Origin of the sequence: Bdellovibrio sp. HCB288 (genome assembly GCF_047305935.1) — a bacterium.
Taxonomy (GTDB): Bacteria; Bdellovibrionota; Bdellovibrionia; order Bdellovibrionales; family Bdellovibrionaceae; genus Bdellovibrio.
Genome location: NZ_CP178619.1, coordinates 3,497,482 through 3,521,786, shown reverse-complemented (window position 1 = coordinate 3,521,786; position 24,305 = coordinate 3,497,482). Strand labels below are relative to the sequence as shown.

At 47.4% G+C, this 24,305-nt stretch carries 22 protein-coding genes and 1 tRNA gene; 9 read left to right on the top strand and 14 right to left on the bottom strand.

Annotated features, from left to right (window positions below; genetic code table 11):
- Positions 1-31 precede the first annotated feature (31 nt).
- From ACLVWR_RS17245 to ACLVWR_RS17235, 3 genes are all read left to right on the top strand, one after another.
- Positions 32-2,122: a site-specific recombinase gene (locus tag ACLVWR_RS17245; protein ID WP_413581831.1), complete on the top strand. Its 2,091-nt coding sequence runs from the start codon at positions 32-34 to the stop codon at positions 2,120-2,122.
- A gap of 339 nt (positions 2,123-2,461) precedes the next feature.
- The gene (locus ACLVWR_RS17240) at positions 2,462-4,081 is read left to right on the top strand and encodes a S8 family serine peptidase (protein ID WP_413581830.1); all 1,620 of its coding nucleotides are present in this window, start codon (positions 2,462-2,464) and stop codon (positions 4,079-4,081) included.
- A 101-nt stretch (positions 4,082-4,182) separates the two neighbouring features.
- Entirely contained in the window at positions 4,183-6,393 is a 2,211-nt protein-coding gene (locus ACLVWR_RS17235) for a cation:proton antiporter (protein WP_413581829.1), read from the top strand.
- Here the strand turns inward: ACLVWR_RS17235 and ACLVWR_RS17230 are convergent.
- Positions 6,385-7,785, bottom strand: coding sequence for an aldehyde dehydrogenase family protein (locus ACLVWR_RS17230; RefSeq protein WP_413581828.1), 1,401 nt, complete (start codon positions 7,783-7,785; stop codon positions 6,385-6,387). The genes ACLVWR_RS17235 and ACLVWR_RS17230 overlap by 9 nt on opposite strands.
- 665 nt (positions 7,786-8,450) lie before the next feature.
- Here ACLVWR_RS17230 and ACLVWR_RS17225 point away from each other — a divergent pair.
- Complete coding sequence (locus ACLVWR_RS17225; protein ID WP_413581827.1) at positions 8,451-9,464, top strand: hypothetical protein; 1,014 nt, start codon at positions 8,451-8,453, stop codon at positions 9,462-9,464.
- Between the two features lie 2 nt (positions 9,465-9,466).
- On the opposite strand, the gene ACLVWR_RS17220 is transcribed toward ACLVWR_RS17225, so the two are convergent.
- The 3 genes from ACLVWR_RS17220 to ACLVWR_RS17210 all read right to left on the bottom strand — a co-directional run bounded on the left by ACLVWR_RS17220 (position 9,467) and on the right by ACLVWR_RS17210 (position 11,395).
- The gene (locus ACLVWR_RS17220; RefSeq protein WP_413581826.1) at positions 9,467-9,991 is read right to left on the bottom strand and encodes a YaeQ family protein; all 525 of its coding nucleotides are present in this window, start codon (positions 9,989-9,991) and stop codon (positions 9,467-9,469) included.
- Between the two features lie 20 nt (positions 9,992-10,011).
- Complete coding sequence (locus ACLVWR_RS17215; RefSeq protein ID WP_413581825.1) at positions 10,012-10,422, bottom strand: hypothetical protein; 411 nt, start codon at positions 10,420-10,422, stop codon at positions 10,012-10,014.
- 136 nt (positions 10,423-10,558) lie between these two features.
- The gene (locus tag ACLVWR_RS17210; RefSeq protein ID WP_413581824.1) at positions 10,559-11,395 is read right to left on the bottom strand and encodes a hypothetical protein; all 837 of its coding nucleotides are present in this window, start codon (positions 11,393-11,395) and stop codon (positions 10,559-10,561) included.
- Positions 11,396-11,560: 165 nt separating this feature from the next.
- Here ACLVWR_RS17210 and ACLVWR_RS17205 point away from each other — a divergent pair, with 165 nt between their 5' ends.
- The 4 genes from ACLVWR_RS17205 to ACLVWR_RS17190 all read left to right on the top strand — a co-directional run bounded on the left by ACLVWR_RS17205 (position 11,561) and on the right by ACLVWR_RS17190 (position 15,799).
- The gene (locus ACLVWR_RS17205; protein ID WP_413581823.1) at positions 11,561-12,091 is read left to right on the top strand and encodes a hypothetical protein; all 531 of its coding nucleotides are present in this window, start codon (positions 11,561-11,563) and stop codon (positions 12,089-12,091) included.
- 3 nt (positions 12,092-12,094) lie between these two features.
- Complete coding sequence (locus tag ACLVWR_RS17200; protein WP_413581822.1) at positions 12,095-12,802, top strand: substrate-binding periplasmic protein; 708 nt, start codon at positions 12,095-12,097, stop codon at positions 12,800-12,802.
- 200 nt (positions 12,803-13,002) lie between these two features.
- Positions 13,003-13,788 (top strand): murein L,D-transpeptidase catalytic domain family protein, encoded by a 786-nt coding sequence (locus ACLVWR_RS17195; protein WP_413581821.1) that lies wholly within the window; start codon positions 13,003-13,005, stop codon positions 13,786-13,788.
- 358 nt (positions 13,789-14,146) lie between these two features.
- On the top strand, positions 14,147-15,799 hold the full coding sequence (locus ACLVWR_RS17190) for a serine/threonine-protein kinase (RefSeq protein ID WP_413581820.1): 1,653 nt from the start codon (positions 14,147-14,149) through the stop codon (positions 15,797-15,799).
- A gap of 29 nt (positions 15,800-15,828) precedes the next feature.
- On the opposite strand, the gene ACLVWR_RS17185 is transcribed toward ACLVWR_RS17190, so the two are convergent.
- Positions 15,829-16,398, bottom strand: a complete 570-nt coding sequence (locus tag ACLVWR_RS17185; RefSeq protein WP_413581819.1) for a YdeI/OmpD-associated family protein — start codon at positions 16,396-16,398, stop codon at positions 15,829-15,831.
- Between the two features lie 280 nt (positions 16,399-16,678).
- Here ACLVWR_RS17185 and ACLVWR_RS17180 point away from each other — a divergent pair, with 280 nt between their 5' ends.
- On the top strand, positions 16,679-17,050 hold the full coding sequence (locus ACLVWR_RS17180; RefSeq protein WP_413581818.1) for a hypothetical protein: 372 nt from the start codon (positions 16,679-16,681) through the stop codon (positions 17,048-17,050).
- A 34-nt stretch (positions 17,051-17,084) separates the two neighbouring features.
- Here the strand turns inward: ACLVWR_RS17180 and ACLVWR_RS17175 are convergent, their stop codons facing one another.
- The 9 genes from ACLVWR_RS17175 to ACLVWR_RS17135 form a co-directional block, all read right to left on the bottom strand.
- Complete coding sequence (locus tag ACLVWR_RS17175; RefSeq protein ID WP_413581816.1) at positions 17,085-18,083, bottom strand: hypothetical protein; 999 nt, start codon at positions 18,081-18,083, stop codon at positions 17,085-17,087.
- A 403-nt stretch (positions 18,084-18,486) separates the two neighbouring features.
- Entirely contained in the window at positions 18,487-18,873 is a 387-nt protein-coding gene (locus ACLVWR_RS17170; RefSeq protein ID WP_413581815.1) for a hypothetical protein, read from the bottom strand.
- 343 nt (positions 18,874-19,216) lie between these two features.
- Positions 19,217-19,552: a DUF3011 domain-containing protein gene (locus ACLVWR_RS17165; RefSeq protein WP_413581814.1), complete on the bottom strand. Its 336-nt coding sequence runs from the start codon at positions 19,550-19,552 to the stop codon at positions 19,217-19,219.
- 272 nt (positions 19,553-19,824) lie between these two features.
- Positions 19,825-19,907: transfer RNA gene (locus tag ACLVWR_RS17160), tRNA-Leu, on the bottom strand.
- Positions 19,908-19,992: 85 nt separating this feature from the next.
- Entirely contained in the window at positions 19,993-20,526 is a 534-nt protein-coding gene (locus tag ACLVWR_RS17155; protein ID WP_413581813.1) for a dihydrofolate reductase family protein, read from the bottom strand.
- 35 nt (positions 20,527-20,561) lie between these two features.
- Positions 20,562-20,984, bottom strand: coding sequence for a hypothetical protein (locus tag ACLVWR_RS17150; protein ID WP_413581812.1), 423 nt, complete (start codon positions 20,982-20,984; stop codon positions 20,562-20,564).
- A gap of 120 nt (positions 20,985-21,104) precedes the next feature.
- Positions 21,105-22,535 (bottom strand): S8/S53 family peptidase, encoded by a 1,431-nt coding sequence (locus ACLVWR_RS17145; protein WP_413581811.1) that lies wholly within the window; start codon positions 22,533-22,535, stop codon positions 21,105-21,107.
- A 136-nt stretch (positions 22,536-22,671) separates the two neighbouring features.
- Entirely contained in the window at positions 22,672-23,421 is a 750-nt protein-coding gene (locus ACLVWR_RS17140) for an SDR family NAD(P)-dependent oxidoreductase (RefSeq protein WP_413581810.1), read from the bottom strand.
- 377 nt (positions 23,422-23,798) lie between these two features.
- Positions 23,799-24,239, bottom strand: a complete 441-nt coding sequence (locus ACLVWR_RS17135) for an OsmC family protein (RefSeq protein ID WP_413581809.1) — start codon at positions 24,237-24,239, stop codon at positions 23,799-23,801.
- Positions 24,240-24,305: the final 66 nt, after the last annotated feature.

Below are 24,305 nucleotides of genomic sequence, written 5' to 3'. Positions count from 1 at the left end.
AGGAACTCATACTGTCGGGCAAAATTTCGTTATGTTTTCGCAGCTTAAGAAGTATTTTCATCGATTTAAATTGTATAGACGCCGTGCCGACGTGCATGCCGACCTGGATGCCTTGCTAGGCTTTGCCTCCGATCAAAAAGAGCTTGAAGATCAGCTTCATTGGCTGGTCAGTCTCTTAAGGTGGATTCGCTATGAGGGGCTGCTTTCTGACGGCTTCGAACATGATGCAGGCCATGTGGCTATTGCACGACTGCGCTATGTATTGATGATTTTGGATCGCAATCCGGAATGGAAGCGGGACGTTGCCGTCATTCTGCGTTCTGTGATTAAAAACGTCAGCGGTTTGGAACTTTATACCGAGACTGGCCTTCCTCATGAAGTGGGAGTGATCGGGGAGTTCATGGATCGTATGATGATGAAGATCCTGCCAAGTCCTCCTTTGGATCACGAGCTGGGTTACCTGTTCTGGGAGCTGTTCCCAAGTGCGAAGGATCCGATTTGGATCGCTTCTATTGATCACGAGCTTTTTGCGAAAATTATCAATTTATTCAATTTCCATGTCTCTCCGGTGGAGTCCGATTGGAACCGCCTGGACCGTGATATGGAAGATGCCCTGATTTATCTGGGTATCCAGGTGCGGGCGATTGGTTTGTCGCCAGCCATTCGCCATCGTATGGATCGTCCTAATTTCCGGGATTCAGCGTTCTTTGGAATCGTTTCGGTTCTTGAAGAGTTCATCGAAGCCAATCAATCAGGGCGCCCGGAAGTATTTTTTGAAAAAGCCTCTCGCCTGCGCTTGATGGTGTGGGAGTGCCGCCGTGAACTGACTCAGGTGGATAAACACCTGGATGAGTTCGGTGTGAGTGTGAATCTGGTTTTCCAGATGACTCGCTTGAGAATTTATCTGCAACGTATCGACAGCCTTGTCGATATTCTGATCACTGACGTGCCGGATGCGCGCAAGGTGACAAGTTTCCTGGCCAGTCTGATTGAAGAAAATCATGACTTGCAAAGTGTCGGCGCGTTGCTGTCACAGAATATTAATTTACTGGCGCAAAAAGTGGTCGAGCGTGCCGCCGAAACAGGTGAGCACTACATCACGCGCACCAAGGAAGAATACCGCAGCATGGTTCAGGCCGCCGCTGGCGGTGGTTTCGTCACTGCGTTCACGGTTTATGTAAAAGCCGGAATTCTGGCGACCGGATTTTCTGAATTCATGATTGGTGTTTTGGCTTCGGCCAACTATGCGATCAGTTTCGTGGTCATTCATCTTGCCGGATTCACTCTTGGTACCAAGCAGCCCGCAATGACAGGCCCGGCGTTGGCCGAGCAAATGCGTGATGTGGAAACTGAAGAGGGGATGGAGAGGCTGGTTGATGAGATTGCCCATCTGATTCGCTCGCAAGTGGCGGCAGTCGGCGGGAATATTCTATTGGTGGTACCGACCACGATGCTGATGGACTCGATTGTGTTTTTGGCTTCCGGAAAACATATCATGTCGGAAGCCACTGCTTTGAAGTCGTTTACTTCTGTTGATATTTTTGGACCGGCGATCATTTACGCGGCCTTCACGGGGATTTTACTATGGGGCTCCAGCTTGTTTGCAGGGTGGGGGGACAACTGGTTTGCCTTGAACTCTTTGCGCACGACACTGGCGCGCAGCCCGACATTGATGACGATTTTTGGAAAAGTCGGTTCCCGTCGTATTGCGATGTTCTTTGAGAAAAATATTTCAGGCCTTCTGGGGAACATTTCGTTGGGTGTGTTGCTGGGACTGACTCCAGAGATAATGAAGTTCCTGGGGATCCCCTTGGATGTGCGTCACGTGACATTGTCCTCAGGTGGAATGGGTGCTGCTATTCCAGTTCTGGGCGTGGATTTCCTGAAAACCTGGTTATTCTGGAGAGCAGTTATTGGCGTCCTTATAATAGGTTTCTTTAACGTTTCAGTCAGTTTTGCCATGGCATTCCTGGTTGCTATCAAAGCCCGTGGAGTGACTCCACCGACTCGTCGTGCGATTCGCAAGGCTGTTTTCCGCAGAGTCTTGCATCACCCGTTGAGTTTCCTTTTACCGGTAGGAAAAACGGTCCCGGAATCCTCTTCTGACGGGCATTCGCACTGATTTTCGTGCTGTTTTTTTGCTCACGAACACATCAAAAACACCGCAGCGCATCAGTTGCGGTGTTTTAATTTTAAGCAGATATTCATACAAAAAATCATGGAATGTATAAGCAGTTCTAATACTTTCGTGCCGAGAGGTTCTATTTTTGAACTGGGGTGCCATTTTGGAACTGTCGCTGTGAGCCTTGTCTTTGACAGATAATTTCACTTTTTCCTCGGTAAAAAATATTTTTAGGTGGTTCCAAAAGAGTACTTGATAAAATGTACAGCATGAAATGAACTCCCTCTCCATAAGGACTTAAAAAACTGAGTCCATGGAAAATACGGGGGGGACCCACACATGAAACTTAATTTGTTTTCATTAATATTGTCTCTGTTGGTAGCGACTTCTGCTCAAGCTGAGCGCGTGATCGTTATCATGAAAGACTCGCAATCCTTTCAAGCTGCTAACATGGCTTATAAAGTTAAAGGTTCTGGCGCACTTAAAACTGGTCACGCTGTAGCGACGCCGGTAAACGCTGAAATCGAGCAAAGTCTTGAAAATCTGAATACATTGATCGTGAATGCGAAAGATGATTCCGAGATCGCAAAACTTCAGAATGATCCATCTGTAGCTTATGTTGAGAAGGAAGTTTTCCATCCAGCACCAGCTCCAGTTTCCGGCTGGTTGTCCACTCCAGTAAGAAACACTCCGACAGTTCCAGGCGCTAAAACTCCATGGGGTATCATGGCAGTTAAAGCTCCTCAAGCCTGGGCGAAAAACAATCAAGGTCAAGGCGCACGCGTTTTGGTTCTTGATACTGGTATCGATGCAAATCACCCATCTATCAAAGCCAACTTCGAAAGAGGTCAGGATTTCACTGGTGGATCTGATGGTTCTGATTTCTCTGATAAAATCGGTCACGGTACTCACTGCGCAGGAACTGTTGCAGGTGTATTGGATAGCAATGGTTTCACAGGTGTTGCTCCGGGTGCAAAACTTTTGGCAGGCCGTGTTTGCTCCACTGATGGTTGCTCCAACGCAGCTATCGCCGCTGGTATCAACTGGGGTATCTCTCAAAAAGTTGATGTTATCTCTATGTCTTTGGGTGGCGCATGGTCCACTCCAGGCGAAAGAGACGCTATCGCAAAAGCAGCAAAAGCAGGTCTTACTGTTGTAGCGGCTTCTGGTAATGACGGTAAAGGTCGTGTTTCTTTCCCTGCAGCTCTTCCGACTGTTATCGCAGTTGGTGCGGTTGACAGCGATTTGAAACGTGCAGACTTCTCTCAATATGGTCCTGAGCTGGCAATCGTGGCTCCGGGCGTAGGTGTGGTTTCCTCTGTTCCTCAAGGGACTGGTCGTGAGTCTTCTGTGAAAATCTCAGTTGATGGTAAAACGGCTCAAGTTAATTCCACAACTTTCCAAGGTGCTCGTGAAGTATTGAAAGCTGAAACAAATGTTTTGGTTGAAGCGGGTCTTGGTAAAGCAGCTGATTTCCAAGGTAAAGACTTCAAAGGTAAATACGCTTTGATCGGCCGTGGCGAAATCAACTTCTCTGAAAAAATCCAAAACGCTATCAAAGCGGGTGCAACTGGCGCAGTTATCTACAATAACGTTCCAGGTTTGATCCAAGGTGCTTTGACTGATGATGAAACAGTCCTTCCAGTGGCTGTGTTCATGATCGAGCAAACTGTTGGTCAAAAAATCGTGGCTTCCTTGAAAGCGGGCACAGAAGTTAAGGCAACTCTACACACTGTTGCGACTGACTACGCTGATTTCCAAGGTACTTCCATGGCGACTCCTCACGTTGCAGGTGTTGCGGCTCTAGTAAAAGCTGCAAACAAAAACCTAAACGGTGCACAAGTGAAACAAATCTTGCAAAGCACTGCAACTGCATTGGGTCCTAACACCAACAACGAATACGGCGCGGGTGTTGTAAATGCTGAAGCCGCTGTAGCAGCTGCTCTTCAAGCAAAGTAATTAAATTTTAAAATTCAGTTACCTCAAAGGGCTCGCTTAATCAGCGGGCCCTTTTTTTTCCGGGTTGCTTACCCAAACGGTACGGCGTACCATTTTAGGGTATGCATAATCTTCCGGCTCTGATCAGTGATTTGGCTCTTATTCTTGGTACTGCGGGTATCGTTACACTTCTCTTTAAAAGATTGAATCAGCCTGTGGTGCTTGGATATCTGGTTGCGGGTTTTCTGATTGGCCCCAAGGTAGGGCTGGTGGGGACTGTGACCAGCACCGAGGGTGTGCAGCTGTGGGCCGAAATCGGTGTGATCTTTCTGTTGTTCGCTCTGGGGCTCGAGTTCAGCTTTAAGAAGTTATTCCGGGTTGGCGGATCTGCCAGCTTCACCGCACTTTTTGAAATCGGTGTCATGACATTGATCGGATTCACCACGGGTAAACTGTTGGGCTGGGATCTGATGGACTGCCTTTTCCTGGGCGGCATTCTGGCAATTTCTTCCACTTCCATTTCCATGCGCACCATTGAAGAGATGGGTTTCAAAAATATGAAATTCGTCAGCATCGTCATGGGCGTGCTGGTCATCGAGGATCTGGTTGCAGTATTGCTGTTGGTGTTCCTCACCTCCATCGCCTTGACCCGCGAGTTTGCAGGAACCGACATGCTGTTGTCTTTCCTGAAACTGGCTTTCTATCTTTCGCTGTGGTTTGTGGTGGGGATTTTCTGGCTGCCTACGGCCTTGAAGCGTTCGCAGAAGTTTTTGAACGAAGAGACCACGTTGGTGGTGGCAGTCGGGTTGTGTTTTGCGATGGTGGTCTTTGCTGTGAAGGTGGGATTCTCGGCGGCCTTAGGGGCCTTTATTACTGGTTCAATCCTGGCTGAAACCATCGAGGGTGAGCGTATTCATCACCTCGTCAGCCCCATTAAAAACCTGTTCTCCGCCGTGTTTTTTATTTCCGTGGGAATGCTGATTGATCCGGATGTGATTTCTTCTCACTGGCAGGTGATTTTGCTGTTGTCAGTCCTGGTGATCCTGGGAAAAACCCTGGGAGTCACGGTGGGTGCATTGTTGTCGGGTCAAACGTTGCGTTCCTCCTTGCAGACGGGGATGAGTCTGTCGCAAATCGGGGAGTTTTCTTTCATCATTGCGACCGTCGGGGTTGGTTTCAAAGTCGTGCGCCCGGAACTTTATCCATTGGCGGTTTCTGTGAGTGTGGTCACAGCCTTCACGACGCCTTTCATGATTCGTCTGGCTGATACTGTTTATCAGGTTCTGGAAAAGAAAATGCCAGCTTCCATGATAGCATCACTGGACAGCTACAGCATGTTTTCCTTGGCCGTTGGCGCTCACAAAGAGAGCCGCGACCAGGTGCGCGCTTATATCTTTAAAATTTTCTTGAATGCCGTCATCGTGATTGGGGTGTTCCTGCTGATGGCCCGGGTGACCTTGCCCTATATGTTGAATCATCAGGTCGAGGAAGGCTCTGCAAAATTTCTGACTTTGACTGCAACTTTGATTTTAAGTTCACCGTTTTTGTGGGCCCTGGCATTCGGTCGCACCAAACAATTTGATAATCTTGTGGCTGAAGAACACCGTAAGACTTCTGATTATGTGTTTTTGATTTCCAGAATCACGGTGGCAGTGGGATTGGTGCTGGCGATGGTGGCGCAATTCGTACCACTGGGCTGGGCGCTGGGAATTACGGCGTGGATGGCAATTGTCGTGGGTTATGTGTTGTCGACAAAGCTGCGTGCCGTTTATATGTGGTTTGAAAATCGTTTTCTTTCAAATTTGGCGGAAGATGCAAGCAAATCTGACCATAGTAAAGTGCAGCGCCAGGAGTTGGCGCCGTGGGATGCCCATTTGACTGAATTCAAAGTTCCGGCTGAAGCCACTTACGTGGGTATTCCTTTGGCATCATTGTCGATTCGTGAACGTTTTGGGGTGACAGTGGCTTTGATTGAACGGGGACGTGTGAAGATCATGGCGCCCGGTCGCGATGTTTTGCTGATGCCATTTGATACTTTGTATGTGATTGGTAACGACGATCAACTTGCAAAATTCAAAGATTTCATTGAGCAAGTGAGTGATACGTCTGCTTCCGAAACTGAACTGGAAGAGTACACCTTGGACAAATACCTCGTGGATGACCAGTCGGAGTATCTGAATAAATCCATTCGTGAAAGTGGACTGCGCGAAAAAACTCACGGACTGGTGGTGGGTATCGAGCGCGAAGGTCAACGCATCCTCAACCCGGACTCTGCCGAAGTTATAAAACCTGGCGACCTTCTATGGATCGTCGGCGACCGTCGCTTAAGGTAGCTTTAGGAGATTCTTTACCAGCTTTAATTTTCCCTCATTGTAGGGTGGGTAAAGAAGTTTGATCGCTTTACCGCCCCAGCCTTGCTTGAAGATGGCTTTCTTGTGCGAGAAGGCCTCCATCCCGAATTCTCCGTGATAGGAACCCAGGCCGCTGGCGCCCACGCCGCCAAAGGGCAGGTGGGGATTCATTAATGAAATCAGAGAGTCATTGATTGAAAGGGAGCCTGAGCTGGTTTCCTTGGTGATCTTTTTGATGTTAAAGCTGGAATTTGAATAAAGGTAAATCATCAACGGCTTCGGGTGATTGTTGACGTAGGTGACGACTTCCTGCAGATCTTTAAAAGTCAGGATTGGCAATACCGGACCGAAAATCTCCTGATTCATGATTTCGGTTCCAGGCTCCACCTTATCCAAAAGTGTGGGGGCCACATAGCGGCTCTCCACATCCACTTCACCGCCACACAGAAGGCTTGAATTGTTGGCCAGAGCATTTTCCAAAAGCCCCTTCAGGCGCACCGTGTGTTTGGTGTTGATGATTCTTGCAAAGCTGTTTGAGGATTTTTGCGCGTCTTTGCTTTTACCGAAACTGTTTTCGATTTCCTCTTTAAGGAGTCTGACAAAGTGATTGTAGACATCGGCTTGAACGAACAGATAGTCCGGAGCAATGCACGTTTGCCCGGCGTTAAAGAATTTGGCCCAGACGATTTTCTTTGCGGCTTCCTGCAGGTTCGCGCTGTTGTCGACAATCGTCGGTGACTTGCCACCCAGCTCCAGTGTCACGCGTGCCAGATATTCTGAGGCTCCGCGCATGATGATTTTTCCAACGGCGGTGCTGCCCGTGAAAAACACATGGTCGAAGGGATGCTTTAAAAGTTCTGTGGTGGTTTCGGGACCACCTTCGATCACGGAAACCTGGTTGGGTTTAAAAGTTTTAGCCAGCAGCGAGTGCAGAATGCGACTGCATTTCGGAGCAAACTCCGAGGGTTTGATGGTGACGCCATTCCCTGCCGCCAGGGCAGAAACCAAAGGCGAGAGGGTCAGATAAATAGGGTAATTCCAAGGAGAAATAATCAGGCAGGCACCCAGCGGTTCCAATCGAGTGTAGCTGGATGAAGTCAGCAGAAGTGCCGGAGTTTTAACCCGGCGTTGTTTCATCCATTTTTTAATATTCTTTTTGGCGAAGCGCACTTCTTTCATTAGGGGAAGGATCTCGGACAGCATCGCTTCCACTTCGGGCTTTTTGAAATCCTCATAGAGGGCCTGACAGAGTTCTGATTGATGATCCAAAATCGCCTGTTCAAGTTTTTCAATGTGTTCCAGGCGAGTGAGGGGATTGTCGTTGCGGGAGTGAATGGCAAAATCTTTTTGGTGCATCACGAGTTGTTCAATCATGCTTTAAGCTTAGGGAAAGGATCTGGGTTCGTAAAGCAATGGATGTGCGAAAACAAAAAAAAGGGGGAGCACCTGCTCCCCCTGGATCTTGAAGGGAACCACCAAACCTTCATGATCCTCAAAAAAAATTTTAATTACTTTCTAGACTTCACTCGCTCTGGCCGGCGGGCCATCGTGAGCCACAGGGTGTATAAGACAACTCCTGAGTAAAAGAGGCAGAAAACTGCGACTTCTTTCAATTCCATTTTTCGTACCTCCTTCGTGAGATCCTTGTTTGTGAGGGTATCAGCTGGCCTTCCTTGGCCTTCATCCCCCTCTAGAGCATCCATGCTCTGTTGTAAGTAAGACGATCTGCCCCCTGACAGGGGTTAATCGGAAAATAAAAATTTTTAAAAGTGGTTTGAGAATGCTGGTTAAGCGGTTGTTTTGACTGGCGAAACCTGCCTAAATATTTTTATTTAGATGTCTTGGCGTGAATGGCAACTGAGAATTATAAGTCCCCCGAATGCGATACTGCGTGGCGGAATTTTAAGCCTATTGGAACAGATTCTATTTGAGACTGGTTATTAGGGAGGTTTAGTTTATTCTCCCGTAAGTATCTTCTATTTCAATGGACAGGGTCTTTAATTTTTAATAGCACACATGACTCTAACAGAGGTGATTGCGTGTTTGTTCAATTCTTGAAATCGGCCCTTATTTGTTTTGCATTGTTTTTTTCGGGATCTGTTCTGGCCCAGACTTCTTCAGTCAAAATCAATACAAACTCATCAGTGTTAAAGGTCGATGCCGCGGCTTCAGATCAAAAAAAGGAAAGTCCCGCGGATATTGATAACAAAATTACGGATGCACGCATGCGTGCGGAGTTGGGTTCAAAATCCAAATGGTCACTTAAAAGCCGTTTCAATTATTCCGGCGGCACCGTTGCGGAACCTTTCAGCAAGATGACCACGAACCTGCGTCGCACTGGCCAGTTGGAATCCATGTCCTCCATCTCAGGTGATTTGGGTGTGAACTATCGACTTTCACCAAGTGACAGCCTTGGATTCGGCACCGGGTTGACTATGGTAGCCCCATTACAAGGGCTGTCTGATTCCGTGGAGGATCATCGTCATGGACGTGATGGCAACCAGGCTCGCTACCAGGTGACGTCACCCTATGTGGATTGGAAAAAAGGCTACCGGGTTTTGGACACCATGATGATGACTTCGGTTCGCTATGTGCATGCCACGGAAAGTGATTCTGTGGATTTGATGAAAGTGTTTGGTCGCGCGATGGTACATCAGCAGATCATGCAAAACTTTGGGGCTTCAAAGTGGACGGTGGGCGTTGGTGGATTTATGGCCAAGATGTTTTACTCTGCAGAGATCGACGATCCAAAGCTGACGCGCGCAAAGCAAATGGGTAAGTTGCAACGCACGGATTATGTCTTGGGGGCAATGCCATTCGTGCAATACACGTTTAACGACCGCTACTCCACTAGAACTGAATTTGGATATTTCAGCTTTACCAAAGTGGAAGGTTCTGAGGCCTTTGAGCACGAGGATCCGTTTCAGTCACTCGGTGTGGGTATTTCGATTTCCCGGGATATTTACCTGTTCCCGAATGTGCAATTTGCTGTCAAAGAATTGAGGGCCGATCGCACCAATGTCGGTTTGAACGCAAATATAAATTTGTTCTAAGATTAAAGTTTGACCGTCTTAAGTTCACTGGCCAGAGTCACATCACCAATGGTCAAATCCAGCTGGCCCTGTTGCACCAGCAGGGACCAGCGATTGTTTTTCTCAATCAAGTCACCAGTAGCATCCAGGAATTTAGGATCAAAAGAATAGATCTTCAGATCCTGGGCCCGGTGTACGTCACCGTTGCGAATTTCCGTCAGCAGCACTTCAGGATTTTTGTAGGTGAAGATCAGGACTTCCTTGGCTGACTTTGTCGCCTTGTGAAGTTTTCGGGCCGAGGGGTTGCCGATTTCAATACAAAGTTCCAACGAATTTTGCAGCCCTATTTTTCTTAGAGCGGGGGCTTCCGGATCGGCAAGTCCTCCCGGAGTGAATTCCAATCCCTCTTGATAGGCTAAAGAGTAGGCCAGCACCCGGCTTAACATATACGGGTATGTTTCCGAGGGATGTTGGGCCACGCGAAAATCAAGGGACTCGTAAACACCGCGATCAATGTCAGAAAGTTCGATTTGAAAGCGATATAACATTTTCCGAGCCCCCGATGAGTTTAGTTGTTCGTGGTGATTTTCAAAGTCTGATTGTTGTGAACCTCAAAACGAACCACAGTTGCACCGGCTTGAACTGCCTCGGCAACGGTATTAAGAGTTTGTGCGCAGGACTCCATACTGTCAACTGAGCCCGTCAGCTGCGAGGATAGAAGGTTCCCCTTGAAGAACACCATCAGCGTGGTCTTGCCAAAGCCACTGTGGCATTTTAAATGAAGCCCCAGGGCTCCTGTAGGATCAAGGCGAAGATGAATGCCGCCCGCAAGTTTAGAATACTCTGTCATTTCGACTTTTCCGGCATGAACGGGGATTTCCAGTACGCCTTCGATACCGTCAGTACCACGGGCCGCCTGAGCTGAAAAAGCGAAGCAGGATGCAAAAGAAAGAATCAGAAATTTACTCATTAGTTTCATGGGGTCTCCGGAGTTTAATAGTTCGACTCCGGACTTGCAGGGGATATACCAGCTATAGGGGAATATATTGCATCTGATGGGGGGAGGGACAATTTCCGCCGGCGCAAAAAGGGAGGCCGTCAACTCAGTGGTCAATTCAATTTATTAAGGCTTCGAGAATGGATTTGGCTTTTTCAGGGTTGATTCCTGCAGGAATGAAGGTGTTTTTTGAAATGTCCATGCCCAGGGCATCTCTGGTCAAAATCAGTGCTGAGATATATCCACCTAACAGCGTCGCGTGACTCCAGTCCGCCCGGTAAAGTTCACTCTCGCTCACGATCCCTTTTTCCTGAAGTTTCAGCCACGCACGGCCCACCAGTGCGAGCTTGGCATTGTGATTTTGAGTGTGGATGCGGTAGCTTTCATCGATTTGATTTTGCAGAGTATCCTTGTCGCCACCGAACCATGTTTGTCCTGCTTTGTCGCTGTCTTCAGGGAAGCGCAAGCCGGGATGGTCAGCGGTGAACATTTCGTGCTGAAGGCCCCAGCCCCAATTTACATACAGAGTCACATCGGAGTTGTTTTGAAAAACGATATCCAGAATCTTGGGCAGATAAGTTGAAAAGCTCTTCACTCCTCTGTTGCCAGACTTCTCCCACCAAGGCGTCAACTCCAGGGCTTCAATGCTGTGGCCTTGCAGGATAACATGGTCGTAGGATTTCGTGATTAGAACTTTGGTCTGCTCGTTGTAGTAATGGCGTTCAAAACTGTATCCACCGGGAACGTTGAATTCATAGTTAATTTGCAAATCGGGCTCGATGGATTTTGCGATCTCCTGGATCATACGCGGCAACGCAGGGTCCTCCGCAGTACCATAGCCAGGAAGATGGGTGTAGCTGTTACCCAGGAATAGAACGGAAAGCTCGCGGCTCCAGGCTGGAGACGTGAATGCAGAAACTAAAGCCCATGTGAATAGTATTGCGATTCTGTTCATGGCGGGATCATCGCTGAAAGTGATCTCTGACACAAATTCTTAGTATTAAAGTGGCATTTCTACAGGGAAACTATCTATTGATAAGCATTCTTTTCGCTATAAACGCAATAATACATTTTGAACCTCCCTCAAGGGCTCTTCACAATGAAATGTAAGGAGACTTAAATGGAAAACCTAGAGACCTCTGATATCCCACCGGAGGCGCAGAGTTCAGTTCAGAGTTTCTTATCATTTGTAAACATTGATCAGACAATTCTGGTGATCGGCGCGGGCATCAATAATTTGCCGGAGAAGTTCAGCAAACGGGGCCTAAAAATCGTTATCGTAGAAAACCATCCGGATCGGATTGAAAAATGGAGAAGTGCCGGGTATCAGGTGATTGAGGGGGCTCCCGAGGAATTGGGTGTGCTGAAGCTGCCAAAAGAAATTGGCGGCATTTGGGCCGGATCCGCTTTTGAGCACAAATCTGATACGGATTTGGAGCACACATTGGAGGTTCTGCACCTGATTTTGCCCAATAAGGGGGCGCTATTTTTGGCGGTACCTAAAGGGTCGGGAGAACAGCGAACTGGCATTCAGGTGACTCACTTCTATTCTGAAATAGAGATTCGAAAAGTGCTTGAAGAAAAAGCGTTCAACATAGTTCATCTGAATGCCCAGGCGGCGGACTACATCACCATCGTGGTGACCCGTTAGATTATGGGAAAGTATTTGGTCCTGATCTTATCTCTGCTGTCTTGCGTGGGTTATGCCAAAGTGACCTTCGTGACCTTCGTGACCTTTCCCATTCCCTTGATGGTGGAAAGTGCGGAGGTGGGATTGTTTATTGATTTGACCAAAGAAATTTCCAAGCGCACCAAAACAGAAATTCTGATTCAGGTGATGCCCACGGGGAGGGCGATTCTAAGTTTCAGTAAAGGTCAATCCAACGCCTTCTTTCCGGCACTGGATGTTTACACTCCAACGAATGCGATCAAAACCGTTCCGTTCTATGAAAAGGTCGACTTCGTTTTTTATCGAAAAGAGAAACCTTTGAAAACCATCAAGGACCTTGAAGGTAAAAAAGTCGGCTTAACCTTTCGCTATCCCTATGCTGTGGCGCTGACTTCAAACAAGAAAATCAAATTCGTCTTTTCCGAGAATGACGTTGCAAATATGAAAAAGCTGTCGGATGGAAATATTGATGCCTTTGTTGTCGAAGAACGCTCAGGACTGCGGGCTTTGGAACTCAGTCGTGTGAATGGGATCACCTTTGATCGAGATACACCACTCTCTAAGCAGGATGTTTACTACGCGTTCAAAGATACCGAGGAAGGCCGTCGTTTGGCCAAAGAGTTTAGTGCAGTCATCACCGCGATGAAAGCCAATGGCAGTCTGGATGACGCTATTTTGCGCTCTAAAAAATAAGAGATATTGTTGAATTCTCCCGGGTTAAATCCGAATACGCTCACCTTAAAATCTGAAACTTCATTCTTATCAAAGTCCTTCTCAAGTTAGACCCGGAGGTTGGTCCGAAAATTTTCATTTCTTCCATGATAATTGCCGCTTTGTAAGAACTCTTCGTTAGGATTTGTCGGAGAACACAAAGTCAAAATCATGGAGGATGAATGACTAAAAGAACCCTAGTGAACACTCTTGCTGTAACCGCTTTCCTTACTCTTGCAGCTTGTGGTCAAGGTGGCACATCAGATGCTGCTTCCGAAACACTGAATGATGAACAAACAACCCAAACATTGGCAGACGATACAACCGACGAACAAGCGTTCAATGCCGATGATCAAAGCGAAAACGATGCTCCAGAAAGCATGATCGATGACACTGTTGAGCAGGAAGCGGACCTGTCAGTATCCAGCCGCGCTTCCATTCTTGCGAAATATAGCTACGTGGATCCAAACCGTGTTGTTCCAACAACGGCCCTTGGAAATGCCTTGGTATATTTCGAAAACAATAAATCAAAGATCAAAAACAAAAAGTATGTTTCTGTGATCGACTACTCACAAAGTTCCAGAAAAGCACGTTTTCATATCATCGATATGGCGACGGGTAAAGTTTGGAGCATCCGCGTGGCTCATGGTAAAGGTTCTGACTCCAACCATGATGGTTATGCAGAAAAGTTCAGTAACGTGTCCGGTTCCAAAGCGTCTTCGGTCGGCTACTTCCTGACAGGAAGCACTTACAACGGTTCCAACGGTCTTTCCCTAAGACTTGATGGCATGTCATCCACGAATTCAAATGCTCGTGGTCGTGCGATCGTTATTCACGGAGCTTCTTATGTAAAAGAAAGCAGCGTGATTCAAGGTCGCAGCTGGGGTTGTCCGGCGGTCGCTTCTTCTTTGAAAACGAAAGTTATCACGATGCTTAAAGGCGGAAGCTTGATCTATTCCGTAAAATAGATTCTTTCAGCTGTTCAGTATGTTTCAAAACACCAAGCCACCGCTGCTCCTTAGCGGTGGCTTTTTATTTTCATGCGATTTCGGATGTGCTTGTTCTCTATACATTTTCTGATCTTTTCCGAGGAAAATACGTCGAATTGTTTTGCGATGTTTTACCAATTAAAAAAATCAGAATCCGTCCGGAAAAAACCTTAAGGCTACTTCAAAAAGCGTGCTTGAGTAATTTTTCTCCTCATGTGGCGCGTAGTTATGTGACTATGTCGTCCTGACAGCGATGCTTTTTTCGAGTGAAAACTCATTCTGAAACACAAAATACCTATAATGAGTCCTGAAATTGGTGCCGAATAGTTAAACCAAGATGAACACGCCAAAGAAAATCGGACCCTATCAAATCATTAAACGTATCGCCGAAGGCGGTATGGCCGAAGTCTATTTAGGAAAAACGGAGTCCCGATTTGGAGTCAGTAAGCTGGCCGCCGTCAAAACTTCCCTTCAGGATGGAGACCGGGAAAAGTTGAAGGAGATGTTCTTTAATGAGATCCGCATCAGTGCGAATTTAAGTCATCAGAACATCGTTAAGATCCACGACTTTGGCGAGTTTGAAAATCGCGCTTACATGGCGATGGAATATATCAATGGTGTCACTCTGCGGGAGTTGATGTCTTATCTTCAGGAACGCAATGAAAAGCTAAATTCCTCCTTTGTGTTGTACATCATTCATCAGGTGTCGTTGGCATTGGCCTATGCTTATCAGTCCGTCGACCCACAGACGGGGCGGCAGCTAAAGTTAATTCATCGGGACATCAGTCCGCACAATATTCTTTTGTCCTTTGAGGGCGAAGTGAAGGTGATCGATTTTGGTATCGCCAAAAAGCAAAAGGACAACGCTCTTGAGACGGCCGGGCAGATCAAGGGTAAAGTAGCCTACATGAGTCCGGAGCAGGTGCAGGGGTATGAGCTCGGCAGTGGCTCTGATATCTTTTCATTGGGCGTGGTATATTGGGAGCTAATCACGAACGAACGCTTCTTTGCAGGTACGACCACGAATGATGTTAAGCAGTCGATCCTGGCCTATGTGGTCAGTGGTTTAGAGAAGATGAAGTTTCAGGGCCGCGCTGAGGAGTTGTGGGATGTTTTGCCCATCATGCTTCATCAAGAAACTGAAAAGCGCGCAAGTGATGCCAATGAGCTGGCTAGACTGTTGGGAACTTTGTTGTCAGCCTTGCATCCGGATTTTTCGGCGTTGGCATTTGCAGATTATTTAAAAGATATTTTCTCAACGACTTACAATAGCAACCTTGAGCATATCAGACAGTTTGTGGATTATGCGGATCGCACAGTGGTGACAGAGGTTGATGAGGAAGGTTTCTCCGAGGACGTGGGGGAGCTTGACGAATTCGACACCAAGATTTTGGAAGGGTCCTTCAGTACTGGTGTGATTTTGGAAAAGCTGGCAAGTCAACTTGTGCCGCCGAAGCCTCCGGATTTTCCGGCGCAGAATATGTTAACCAAGGTACTATCGGTCTCACCTGTGCCGCCGCGACCGGTGCCTACGGTCCCTTTTTATCGGCACCCCAGAAGGCCACCTCCCAAGTCAGGGTCCTTTGGGTTTTTCACGCTGTGTTCGATTGCGGTGACGGCAATACTCTTTAGTGGGTTGACCGTTGGAAAAAGCGCGATCCCTGTGAAAAACACCGAGTCTGCCACGGCCGTCGTTGCAGGTAGCACTCCGGCTACGGTTCAAAAAATTTCTGCGCCGGTGGTGGTTGAGGTGAAGCCTGCAGCTCCTGTCGCAATGAAGAAGGTGCCGGTGCTCGAGAAAAGTAAACGAGCTATGAAGACTCGTATGGTTGCAAAAGCCGCCAAGCCTGCTAAAAGAGCGCCCGCTGGAAGGTCTTCCTCAGTCAAAGCGAAGGCTTTCGATATGGGGAATATTAGAAACGGCATGGCCTATCCGTCAGGAACCAAGTGTGTGAATTGTTGGACCAATGTGGGTGATCAGGGAGATTGAAGGCGTCCGGGTAGAATTGGGACTCGGGTTTATGACTTTGTGAAGGGCGTAATGCCATCTTCCAGCATTTGGAGGATTTTCAGTTTCAATTTTTCCCGTGTTTCCGCCTTCTTTGCATTATGGAGTCGGAATGCAATAGAGAAGAGGTTCGCCTTTTTTAGGGTTTTATAGAAGGCCTTGGCCTTCTTGTTTTTGTTCAAGGCTTTTAGAAAATCATCCGGGATTTCCATCGACTTTGGCGAGTTGTAGGCCTTCTTCCATCGGCCATCATTTTTTGCATCCGCAACAGCTTTCAAACCCGCAGGCATCATCAGTCCCGCCTTGGTGAGGCGTTGCACGTGCTGGGTATTGATCTTTGACCAGACACTTTTTGGGCGGCGGGGAGTAAAGCGATTGCAATAAGAAATCTCGTCAACGGACTTTCTGATTCCATCAATCCAACCAAAACATAGGACTTCGTCCAGGGCTTCGGCGGGGGTTATTCCGGATTTCCCAGAATTTTTCTTATAAAATCCAATCCATAACTCAGAGATTGAATCGTGATTTTTCGTAAGCCAGCGTCTTAATTCTGATTGGGTTTTAAAATAATGAAGCTTCATTTTACCAGTGTACAAAGATATGAAACAAAAAAGCCACTGAGATCTTCAGTGGCTTTTTTTTAACTGGCGTTGTCTTGAGCTGCGGCAATGACTTGGTAAACTTTAAAGTTTTCATCGGAGACATCAGTGATTACATTGTGGGGTGAGACCATCCCAAGGTAAAAAATACTCCTGGTGTCTTGATCATAGACAGTTACATCATGCGTGTGGGGTTTAAGACTCTACTGATCGTGGAACGAGATTCGCAGTAAAACAGAGATTGAATTCCGAGGCGGTGATCGTGAAATATATGGCTTTTATTTTCTCAATGATGGTGGGTGCGCAGACCTTTGCGGCACAGAAAACTTGCATGGTTGTCTATGCGGCTGGCTTTAGCTATTTCTTGAATGAAAGCAGTGTGCAGTTGGGTGACAAGGCCGAAATCACCCTGGGGCAAAGCACTCAAGATGAGCGCTATAAGGTGACCTTAAGCAATGAGGGCACCTTGGCTCTTATTCATGTTAAAGGAAATTTCGAGCTTCCATTGCATCAAGTCTTTAACGATGGTTCGGTGACCATCTATCAAAGCGAAGATCAGTCTTTATACCCCGAGAATGTTCCCGGTGCGAGGATTGGCAACAGTCTGATCTTCATAGGGTGTGCTGAAGACTAACAGGCTTTTTCAAAAAGAGTAAATGGGGGATCGCCTACCTGTGAGTTCTTGTGATTCGTTCGATCAGCTTTTTATTGGCGTCGCGAACGGATGTTGGTTTTTGGTACCAGCGGGCCAGAATATCTTCACGCAACAGATTGTAGACTTTTAACAAATAGTCGCGCTTTGCCTTGGCAGAGTATCCCTTGATCCAGTGATGCGTATAAAGCTCGCTGCGAACCGGAGAAAACATGTAATGCGGAGTCGAGTCATTCCAATGGTCATGTGCGTGGTGGGCAGTGAAATCGCGGGCAGCGGCCATGTAGGCTTCTTTGGCGGAGCTGCAAGGGAGCTCTACGGCTTTACGCATGGCTTGTGGATCTTCGGCAAAAAGCACGGCCACCACGTCGGCAAAGAGTTCGTGGTAAGGGGCGAGTAAATTCAGGATGCGATTTTGTTCTGCGGAAAACTCGCCCGCTTCAAAATAGGCCTGCGCCAGCTGACGTTCTATTTCCTGTTTTTTTTCCAAAAGATGCTTTAGGTGGGATGGAGTGGAGGCTGCGATAATGCGCTTTTCAATCAAAGCTCGTTGATTCGCCAGGAAGTAAACCTTTTGGTTTGCGATCATAGGTGATGCGATGCCCTCACGGATGGCTTTGAATTCGGGGATATCACGGGTCAGCCAGTCGGTAAAAATCACGTGACCGTATTCGTGGGCAAAGGTCGTTAGATTGCCAGCTTCACTGCGCAGATGTTTTTCCTTGCCACCGGAGTCTTCAATATACAGGAATTCTGCAGCCGAAAGCACAGCCACGCCATCGTAGGATGCACCACTGGCTGAATGCTTTAATGCCAACACGACTTTCTCCGAGACGGGGGCCCAGGCGGAAATCGACTCGACAACGGCGGCCAGTTTCAGCGCGAAATTGCAGGAAGAAACAGTCAGGTCATTGCTATCTTGCCATAAATTCACAGAGGAAAAGGAAGGAATCTCGGGGCATTGATTCGCCATAAAGTCCGATTCAATACTTTGCGCCCAAACCTGTGCTGACACTAGGCAGGCTAAGAATGGGATAAGGAATTTGAAGGTGGATGAACGCACAAGTGACCTCGATAGAGGTCAATGTAGCAGTTGTTAAAATTTGATTTGTTTTAAACTGTTAATATTGAAAGAAAATCACGGCTGTCTACGGGGTCGACAGGAAGGTTGCGATGTGGATTATTCTCCCTTTTAACGACACTGGCCTTGATAGTATTGAACGATCACGACAATACCACGCTCATAGCCATTGCATTGATAGGTTGGCAAATGAAATATCGAAAGCTGGTCGTCCCATAGAGAACGACCAGCTTTTAAACCTACTCTATTCGACAATAGCTGTAGAGCTATTTAAACGAACCGTACATGAGGCATCGTGAATAACTGAAGGTTCACCATGCTTCGTTTTTCTATTCTACTATTTGCACGTGTAGCGAGCCCAAACGCCCGTAGTATAGGTTTGGTCCAACGCCACAGTTGAATTTGGGTGGATGTCCGCGAAACCTTGGTTGGTGGAGAACCACTGAACATTGTTAAATGCTTGGCATCCTTGGTTGGCTTTGCTGTAAGTGAAATCTGCACCGTAGTGACCATCGCTGCCCATCCACTTCACTGCACCAATACATGTGCCAGTTGCACCAGCGCCCTTGATGGCGATTTGGTTGTCGTTGAATTGAACCAGGATTTCAGAATCCGCCTGGACCGCATTACCAACATTTTTCAGGCTGCAGATATAATATGGTTTTGCCGCGAAGGCTGTAGAACCAAGACCCAACATTAAAAGTGCACAGAATACTTGTTTCATCGAATACTCCTATTTATTTAGATACGTTTGTTATTTCTAACTTCAAATGCAGTATACCCTCGGAGATTATCCAAAAAAAGATAGATGTTCTTAATTAGTATACTGTTTGTTCATAAATAGTGTACGACTGTTTGATCTTTATACGGCCGCCGCCGCGATATGAATATATATGATTTGGCTGAGTCTTGCCTGTTAACCAGCCTCGGGGCCTGTGTCGGGGCGGGGAGTGCAGCATAATGATTTTTGCTAGCACTTCCTTTGGCGATCTGTGGTGTATTCGCGGCCTCAAGGCTAAGAAAAAGGCAGGAAATTATCCTGCCTCATTTTTTAATGCATTAGATTTTTATCGTTTGATTTCGAAAGTTGCTCTGCAACCTTTATCTACCCAAATTACGCTTCCTTTAAATCCGAAGCTTTTGTTTGCAACACATTCAGAGTGAGAGTTTTTACGGTATAATCTAATTGATCTTACTCCACGTCCATTAACCCAACACTCATTGTATTTGTTATTTTCTGAATCGCAGTCCATGTACTCCACTTGAGGCTCATCGATTTGGTCATCACAACCGCGACGATCCATGCCTGCAGGTCGGTAGTCTTCGTTATAATAGCCAGCCTGTGCCTGAGCAATTTGTGCAAACGCCATAACAGATACCAGTGCGATTAAAATTCTTTTCATTATTTTCCCCCGTGGTTTAAAATTGCCACCAATTAAGTGGCAATAGGAGATACTGCAGTGGTCGTGCCATTCAACCAGTCGACAATTTGGCACCACAGTGCTGGTACTTTAGAAATTTATTGCAGTGTGCAAGTCCCGTTAATCTCGCGGCCGGTGTCAGCAAAGACCAAATACAGGGTGTTCCGCAATGACAGGGCATAAAAAAAGCCGACTCGAAAGTCAGCTTTTCTGTCTCAATATCTCAACCGTGTGGGTTCGAGTACTGTCGGAATTGGTGCGCGGAGAGGGACTTGAACCCTCACGCTTGCGCATACGCCCCTCAAACGTACGTGTCTACCAATTCCACCATCCGCGCGCACCGAGGATCAAGTTAACCTTGGGCTGCTGAGTCCGTCAATGATGCGCGATGCGCAAAAGTTGGGCCGATAGCGCTGGTCTTTTTATTTCACCGAATAAACCACATCTACACAGGTGTCGCCGCGCTGATTGATTTGCTTGATCTTAAACGCAGTCTCCGTTCGGCGGGAGAAGAGCTTTTTGCCCTCGTTTAAGAATACTGCCACAGTTTGAATTTGCATTTCATCCAATAAGCCCTGGTCATGGAACAGCCCCACCAGTTCGCCACCACCGACCAACCACACGTTTTTACCATTGGCCAGTCGGACTAATTCCTTGTGGTGAGGTCCCACATCCCCCTGAACGAAGCGAATGTCTGCTCCTTCAACTGGGTTCAGCTTTCGATGAGTAAAAACCAGGCAGGGGATTTTATACGGCCAGGGCTCATTATTTTTATTGTTATAGCTCAGGAGCCACTCATAGGTTGAGGCCCCCATTGCAAGAGCACCAATGCCGTCCATGAAGCTTTTGATGAAACTTAAATCAGCAGGGCCGTTTTTAAACAGCCACTCCAAGGAATCATTTTTATCGGCAATGTATCCATCCAGGCTCGCGGCAGCGAAATAGATTGTTTTCATTTATCTAGGATGGAATTGAATCGGGTATCAGTCAATTAAGGTCGTTTGCCTTTGCTGGCTGCCGGGACCCGTTCGGCCAGGCCTTCCAGTTTCTTTCGTTGTTCCGGGCTCCAGGTTTTTAGAAAGCCCTCTGGATCTTTTTGCGCTTGTTTAATGACTTGCTCCAGTTGCTCTGAAGTCAGTCCCTTCATGTTACCCAAAACATCCGCGGCAAGATTGTAAAGTTCTTGCTCGTTGGCAGAGTTTCCGGTGATGGCTTTGACTTGTTCAGAAGCCTTAGAGGCCTCTTTGGAACTATTAATCATGCCCTGGCGGGCTTGTGCGTTTCGCAGGTCTTGCTGCGTTTTTTCGATCGCACTGATCGTATCCTCTTCGTCGCTTGCAAAAGCGTAAGCACTGCAAAACAAGGATGCTATAACGATGACCACCGCGATTGATTTACTGATAATCCCCAACATACTGAAACTTTCTCCTGGATTTGCAATAGGATAAAGGGCAGTGGGTTGGGGGAAAAGTTAAAAATAAGCCACGTCTCAAATAGAGATCGCGAAGTTCGTTCGCGAATAGAGATCGCGAGCTTATTTTGCCTGACGACCGAGTTTGATGGGTTGCACTTGCTTTAGACGCTCCAGGTATTGCTCGACGTTGTAGCGAGGCATGCCTGTTTGCGTCTGCAAGGCCTGTTGAAGGGCCTTGGTGAAGGACTCGTCCAAGAGTTCAAGGTCCCGCAGGGCGGAGCTGTTGGTGTATTCATGGGCGACCGCTTGAACAGCCTGCTTTTGGATTTTCATCTGCACCATTTCGGGATGGGTGGGAATTAAACTCTGTGTATCGTAATAATCGGAGTTGATGGAGTATCCCTCGTTACGATAGGCGCAGGATAGCAACTTGGCGAAACGGGTGTCCTGAGGATTTAAGAAAAAGTTTTTGCGCAAAGTCTGCATGTCGTCTTTTGCAAGCTTCAGGGAGCTGTCTGTGCACACTTGCAATGTCAGTGGGCTCATTGCGACTTCTGCAAATCTGTAATTCAGTTTGTTATCGATTTCCTTGCGAACGCATTCCGCATCGCTGTGACAGGCAAGACGAATACGAATCGCAACTTGGACTGCCTTGTAGGAATTTAGCAGGCCCGTTTTATTGGTCTTTGAGTAAAGCTGGTGAAGCGAGCGCAGCGCCGTTCTTTTAAGTAGCAGTTCTGCTTGTTGGCGATTCATAGTTGGAAGCAGGGCTTTAAGATTGGCAATCGTGCCTGATACCATTGGTGTGGCACCACTGGTTGCACCAAATAGTCCATGCTCACCACGCCCATTGATTGAAGCCTGGTAGTCATCAGCAGGTGCCAGGATATCCAGGTCGCTGGATTCCTGAGAGTAAACAGTTTGAAAACCACGCGGGGAGTAAGAGCCCACGGATATCACCGCAGACGTTCGTTCAAAGTCGTCGATTGCTTCGGGGTGATCGTTGCCAGCGGCAAACACCCAGATGATGCCCTTGGCATCCATCTCTTTCGCCATTTCCTTGATGCGCCCGTCGGGCCAGCCCATGGAGTTTGAGATCACTTGCGGTGGTGTTGGCAGAATGCGGATTTCATTGATGGCGTTGATGTAAAAAGCACCGGGATAAACTTTGCGAAGCTGAACATAGTCCACCAGCTCCGACATGGAAATCATGCCTGGCCCATTGATGATGTTGGCAACGTTGGTACCATGATTGGCAGTTAGCTTGCGACCACGATCGGCTTCAATATCGAAAGGGATTTCGCGAGTCAGGTTGATGTACTGTTTTTCAAAGCCATTATCCAAAATTGAAAACGGCACTGCTTGCAGGCCGGGAATTTTTCGAAGATCTTCTTTCACCAGGTCGGCGCCGACATATTCCTGCGCCCAGTAAGGGGAAAGGATGCCGCCTTCAACTTCCAAGGGTTGACGTGCCTCCAGCTCCACGAAAGCATGGGCCCAAGTGGTGGTGAATACAGTCAAAGTCAGTAGAAGTTTGCGAACGTTTCTCATCAGGTTATAGCTATGCGATTCCCGGGCCATGAGAGCAGGCTTTCAGATCTGGTATAAGCGAGTTGGAGCTTTGGATGGATACCAAAAGCTCCAGAATGCCATCGCTGTTCAGAATCTTGACAATTGTTCGGGGCGGTTATTTTTTGAAAACCAGAAATCCATCGTCGACAGGAACGGTGGTTCCGTTGATGGCCTGGGCGGCCTCGGTAAACAAGAAGGCCACAACGCTGGCTACCTTTTCAGGTTCAATCAGGCGATTGTGCATGTGCTGTTTTGCCAAGGAGTCTTTCACTTCCTTGTTGTCACCCAGTATCGGGGTGTTGATGAATCCCGGTGCCACGCCCACCACACGTATGCCATGGCTGGCAAGTTCAAGGGCGGCTGTCTTGCTCATCATGACGACTGCGGCTTTCGCAGCATTGTAGTTAAAGCTTCCCTCTGAAGCCATGGTCCCATAAATGGAGGCGGTGTTGACAAAGGTTCCTTTGCTGCCAAGCTGAACCATTTTTTTAGCAGCGTAGTACATGCCATAGTAGACACTGTGCTGATCAACTTCGATCACTTTCAAATAAGACGCTGGATCCATTTCCAGAAAAGGCTTCACCAGGCCAATGCCCGCATTATTGAAAATTCCATTCAAGGTGCCGAATTTCTCAACGGCAAAATCAACCATGGCCTTCACTTGGTCAGCTTTGGAAACATCCACTTTGAATGAATGAGAGAGGACTCCGATTTCACGCAGTTCTTCGGCAGTTTTTTCTGCCCCTTGGTCATTAAAGTCGGCGCATAAAACCTTTGCGCCCTTCTTGGCTAACACGACTGCGGCTTCCCGGCCAATGCCGCTGGCGGCGCCGGTCACGATGATGACATGATCCTTTAATTCCACGGGGACCTCCCTCCGTAATATCATTGTAAAAGTGAATGGGGGAAGTCACCGAAGAGTCGTAGAAATATGGCGAATAACAGAGTGGGGCTGTGTTGGATTAGAGGAGGGGAATTGTAGAAAATATCTGACAAGTTTTGGACAGTTGTGAATTATTTGTCCCGATTTGAGAACGTGATTTCGGGGACATTTGAACCCCGCTATACTGGGAGGCATGAAAACACCGAAAGTCATTAGTCTGAGTCTTCTGGTAATTATGGTACTTGGCGGTTATGCGCTAATCTCGGCTTCCGCTGAATACAGAGCTCAACAAGATTCCAAATCAATTGTTGTTCAAGTGAGCTCCAGCTCGTCAACACTGGTATCTGTCGAATAACCGATCAGGCAAATTGCGCCTGATCGTTGGCAATCGTCTCTCCATTCACTTGCACAGAATAGAATATCGGCACCGCTTTGGAAAGCATTGCGGCCGTCCCACTGTATTGATGGGTGGATCTTTTTGCCGCTTCGACCACCTGGGCGCCATCCACATTTGGGCCGTTGACGGAATAAGTTAAATCAATGCGCGTAAAGATTTTGGGATGCTTATCGGTGAGTCCCGCTCGTGCTTCCAAATCAAAACTTTCATACTGAACCTGAAACTTGGCCATCAAGTCCACAACATCGGTTCCTGTGCAGCCGCATAGTGCTGCCAGAACCAGCTCTTTAGGGCTGGGGCCTTCTGACTTTGCATCAGGCAGGGCGACGTCCAGATCTCCTTGCATGCCGCGAACTTCAAATTTGAAATGGTGACCGTTTACTCTGTGAACCTTTGCTCTCATAGGTGTCCTTTTTGTATTTCAAAATCCTATCCAAGATTTTCTGTCATTTCAAACATATGATTGTCA

What these genes read in the sequence shown, in the direction of transcription:
- ACLVWR_RS17205 (WP_413581823.1), top strand. Translation starts at nt 11,561, where the DNA reads ATGGAAAACCTAGAGACCTCTGATATCCCACCGGAGGCGCAGAGTTCA.
- ACLVWR_RS17145 (WP_413581811.1), bottom strand. Translation starts at nt 22,535, where the DNA reads ATGAGAAACGTTCGCAAACTTCTACTGACTTTGACTGTATTCACCACC.
- ACLVWR_RS17240 (WP_413581830.1), top strand. Translation starts at nt 2,462, where the DNA reads ATGAAACTTAATTTGTTTTCATTAATATTGTCTCTGTTGGTAGCGACT.
- ACLVWR_RS17215 (WP_413581825.1), bottom strand. Translation starts at nt 10,422, where the DNA reads ATGAAACTAATGAGTAAATTTCTGATTCTTTCTTTTGCATCCTGCTTC.
- ACLVWR_RS17200 (WP_413581822.1), top strand. Translation starts at nt 12,095, where the DNA reads ATGGGAAAGTATTTGGTCCTGATCTTATCTCTGCTGTCTTGCGTGGGT.
- ACLVWR_RS17165 (WP_413581814.1), bottom strand. Translation starts at nt 19,552, where the DNA reads ATGAAAAGAATTTTAATCGCACTGGTATCTGTTATGGCGTTTGCACAA.
- ACLVWR_RS17195 (WP_413581821.1), top strand. Translation starts at nt 13,003, where the DNA reads ATGACTAAAAGAACCCTAGTGAACACTCTTGCTGTAACCGCTTTCCTT.
- ACLVWR_RS17185 (WP_413581819.1), bottom strand. Translation starts at nt 16,398, where the DNA reads ATGAAGCTTCATTATTTTAAAACCCAATCAGAATTAAGACGCTGGCTT.
- ACLVWR_RS17230 (WP_413581828.1), bottom strand. Translation starts at nt 7,785, where the DNA reads ATGATTGAACAACTCGTGATGCACCAAAAAGATTTTGCCATTCACTCC.
- ACLVWR_RS17150 (WP_413581812.1), bottom strand. Translation starts at nt 20,984, where the DNA reads ATGTTGGGGATTATCAGTAAATCAATCGCGGTGGTCATCGTTATAGCA.
- ACLVWR_RS17245 (WP_413581831.1), top strand. Translation starts at nt 32, where the DNA reads ATGTTTTCGCAGCTTAAGAAGTATTTTCATCGATTTAAATTGTATAGA.
- ACLVWR_RS17155 (WP_413581813.1), bottom strand. Translation starts at nt 20,526, where the DNA reads ATGAAAACAATCTATTTCGCTGCCGCGAGCCTGGATGGATACATTGCC.
- ACLVWR_RS17235 (WP_413581829.1), top strand. Translation starts at nt 4,183, where the DNA reads ATGCATAATCTTCCGGCTCTGATCAGTGATTTGGCTCTTATTCTTGGT.
- ACLVWR_RS17190 (WP_413581820.1), top strand. Translation starts at nt 14,147, where the DNA reads ATGAACACGCCAAAGAAAATCGGACCCTATCAAATCATTAAACGTATC.
- ACLVWR_RS17210 (WP_413581824.1), bottom strand. Translation starts at nt 11,395, where the DNA reads ATGAACAGAATCGCAATACTATTCACATGGGCTTTAGTTTCTGCATTC.
- ACLVWR_RS17170 (WP_413581815.1), bottom strand. Translation starts at nt 18,873, where the DNA reads ATGAAACAAGTATTCTGTGCACTTTTAATGTTGGGTCTTGGTTCTACA.
- ACLVWR_RS17135 (WP_413581809.1), bottom strand. Translation starts at nt 24,239, where the DNA reads ATGAGAGCAAAGGTTCACAGAGTAAACGGTCACCATTTCAAATTTGAA.
- ACLVWR_RS17220 (WP_413581826.1), bottom strand. Translation starts at nt 9,991, where the DNA reads ATGTTATATCGCTTTCAAATCGAACTTTCTGACATTGATCGCGGTGTT.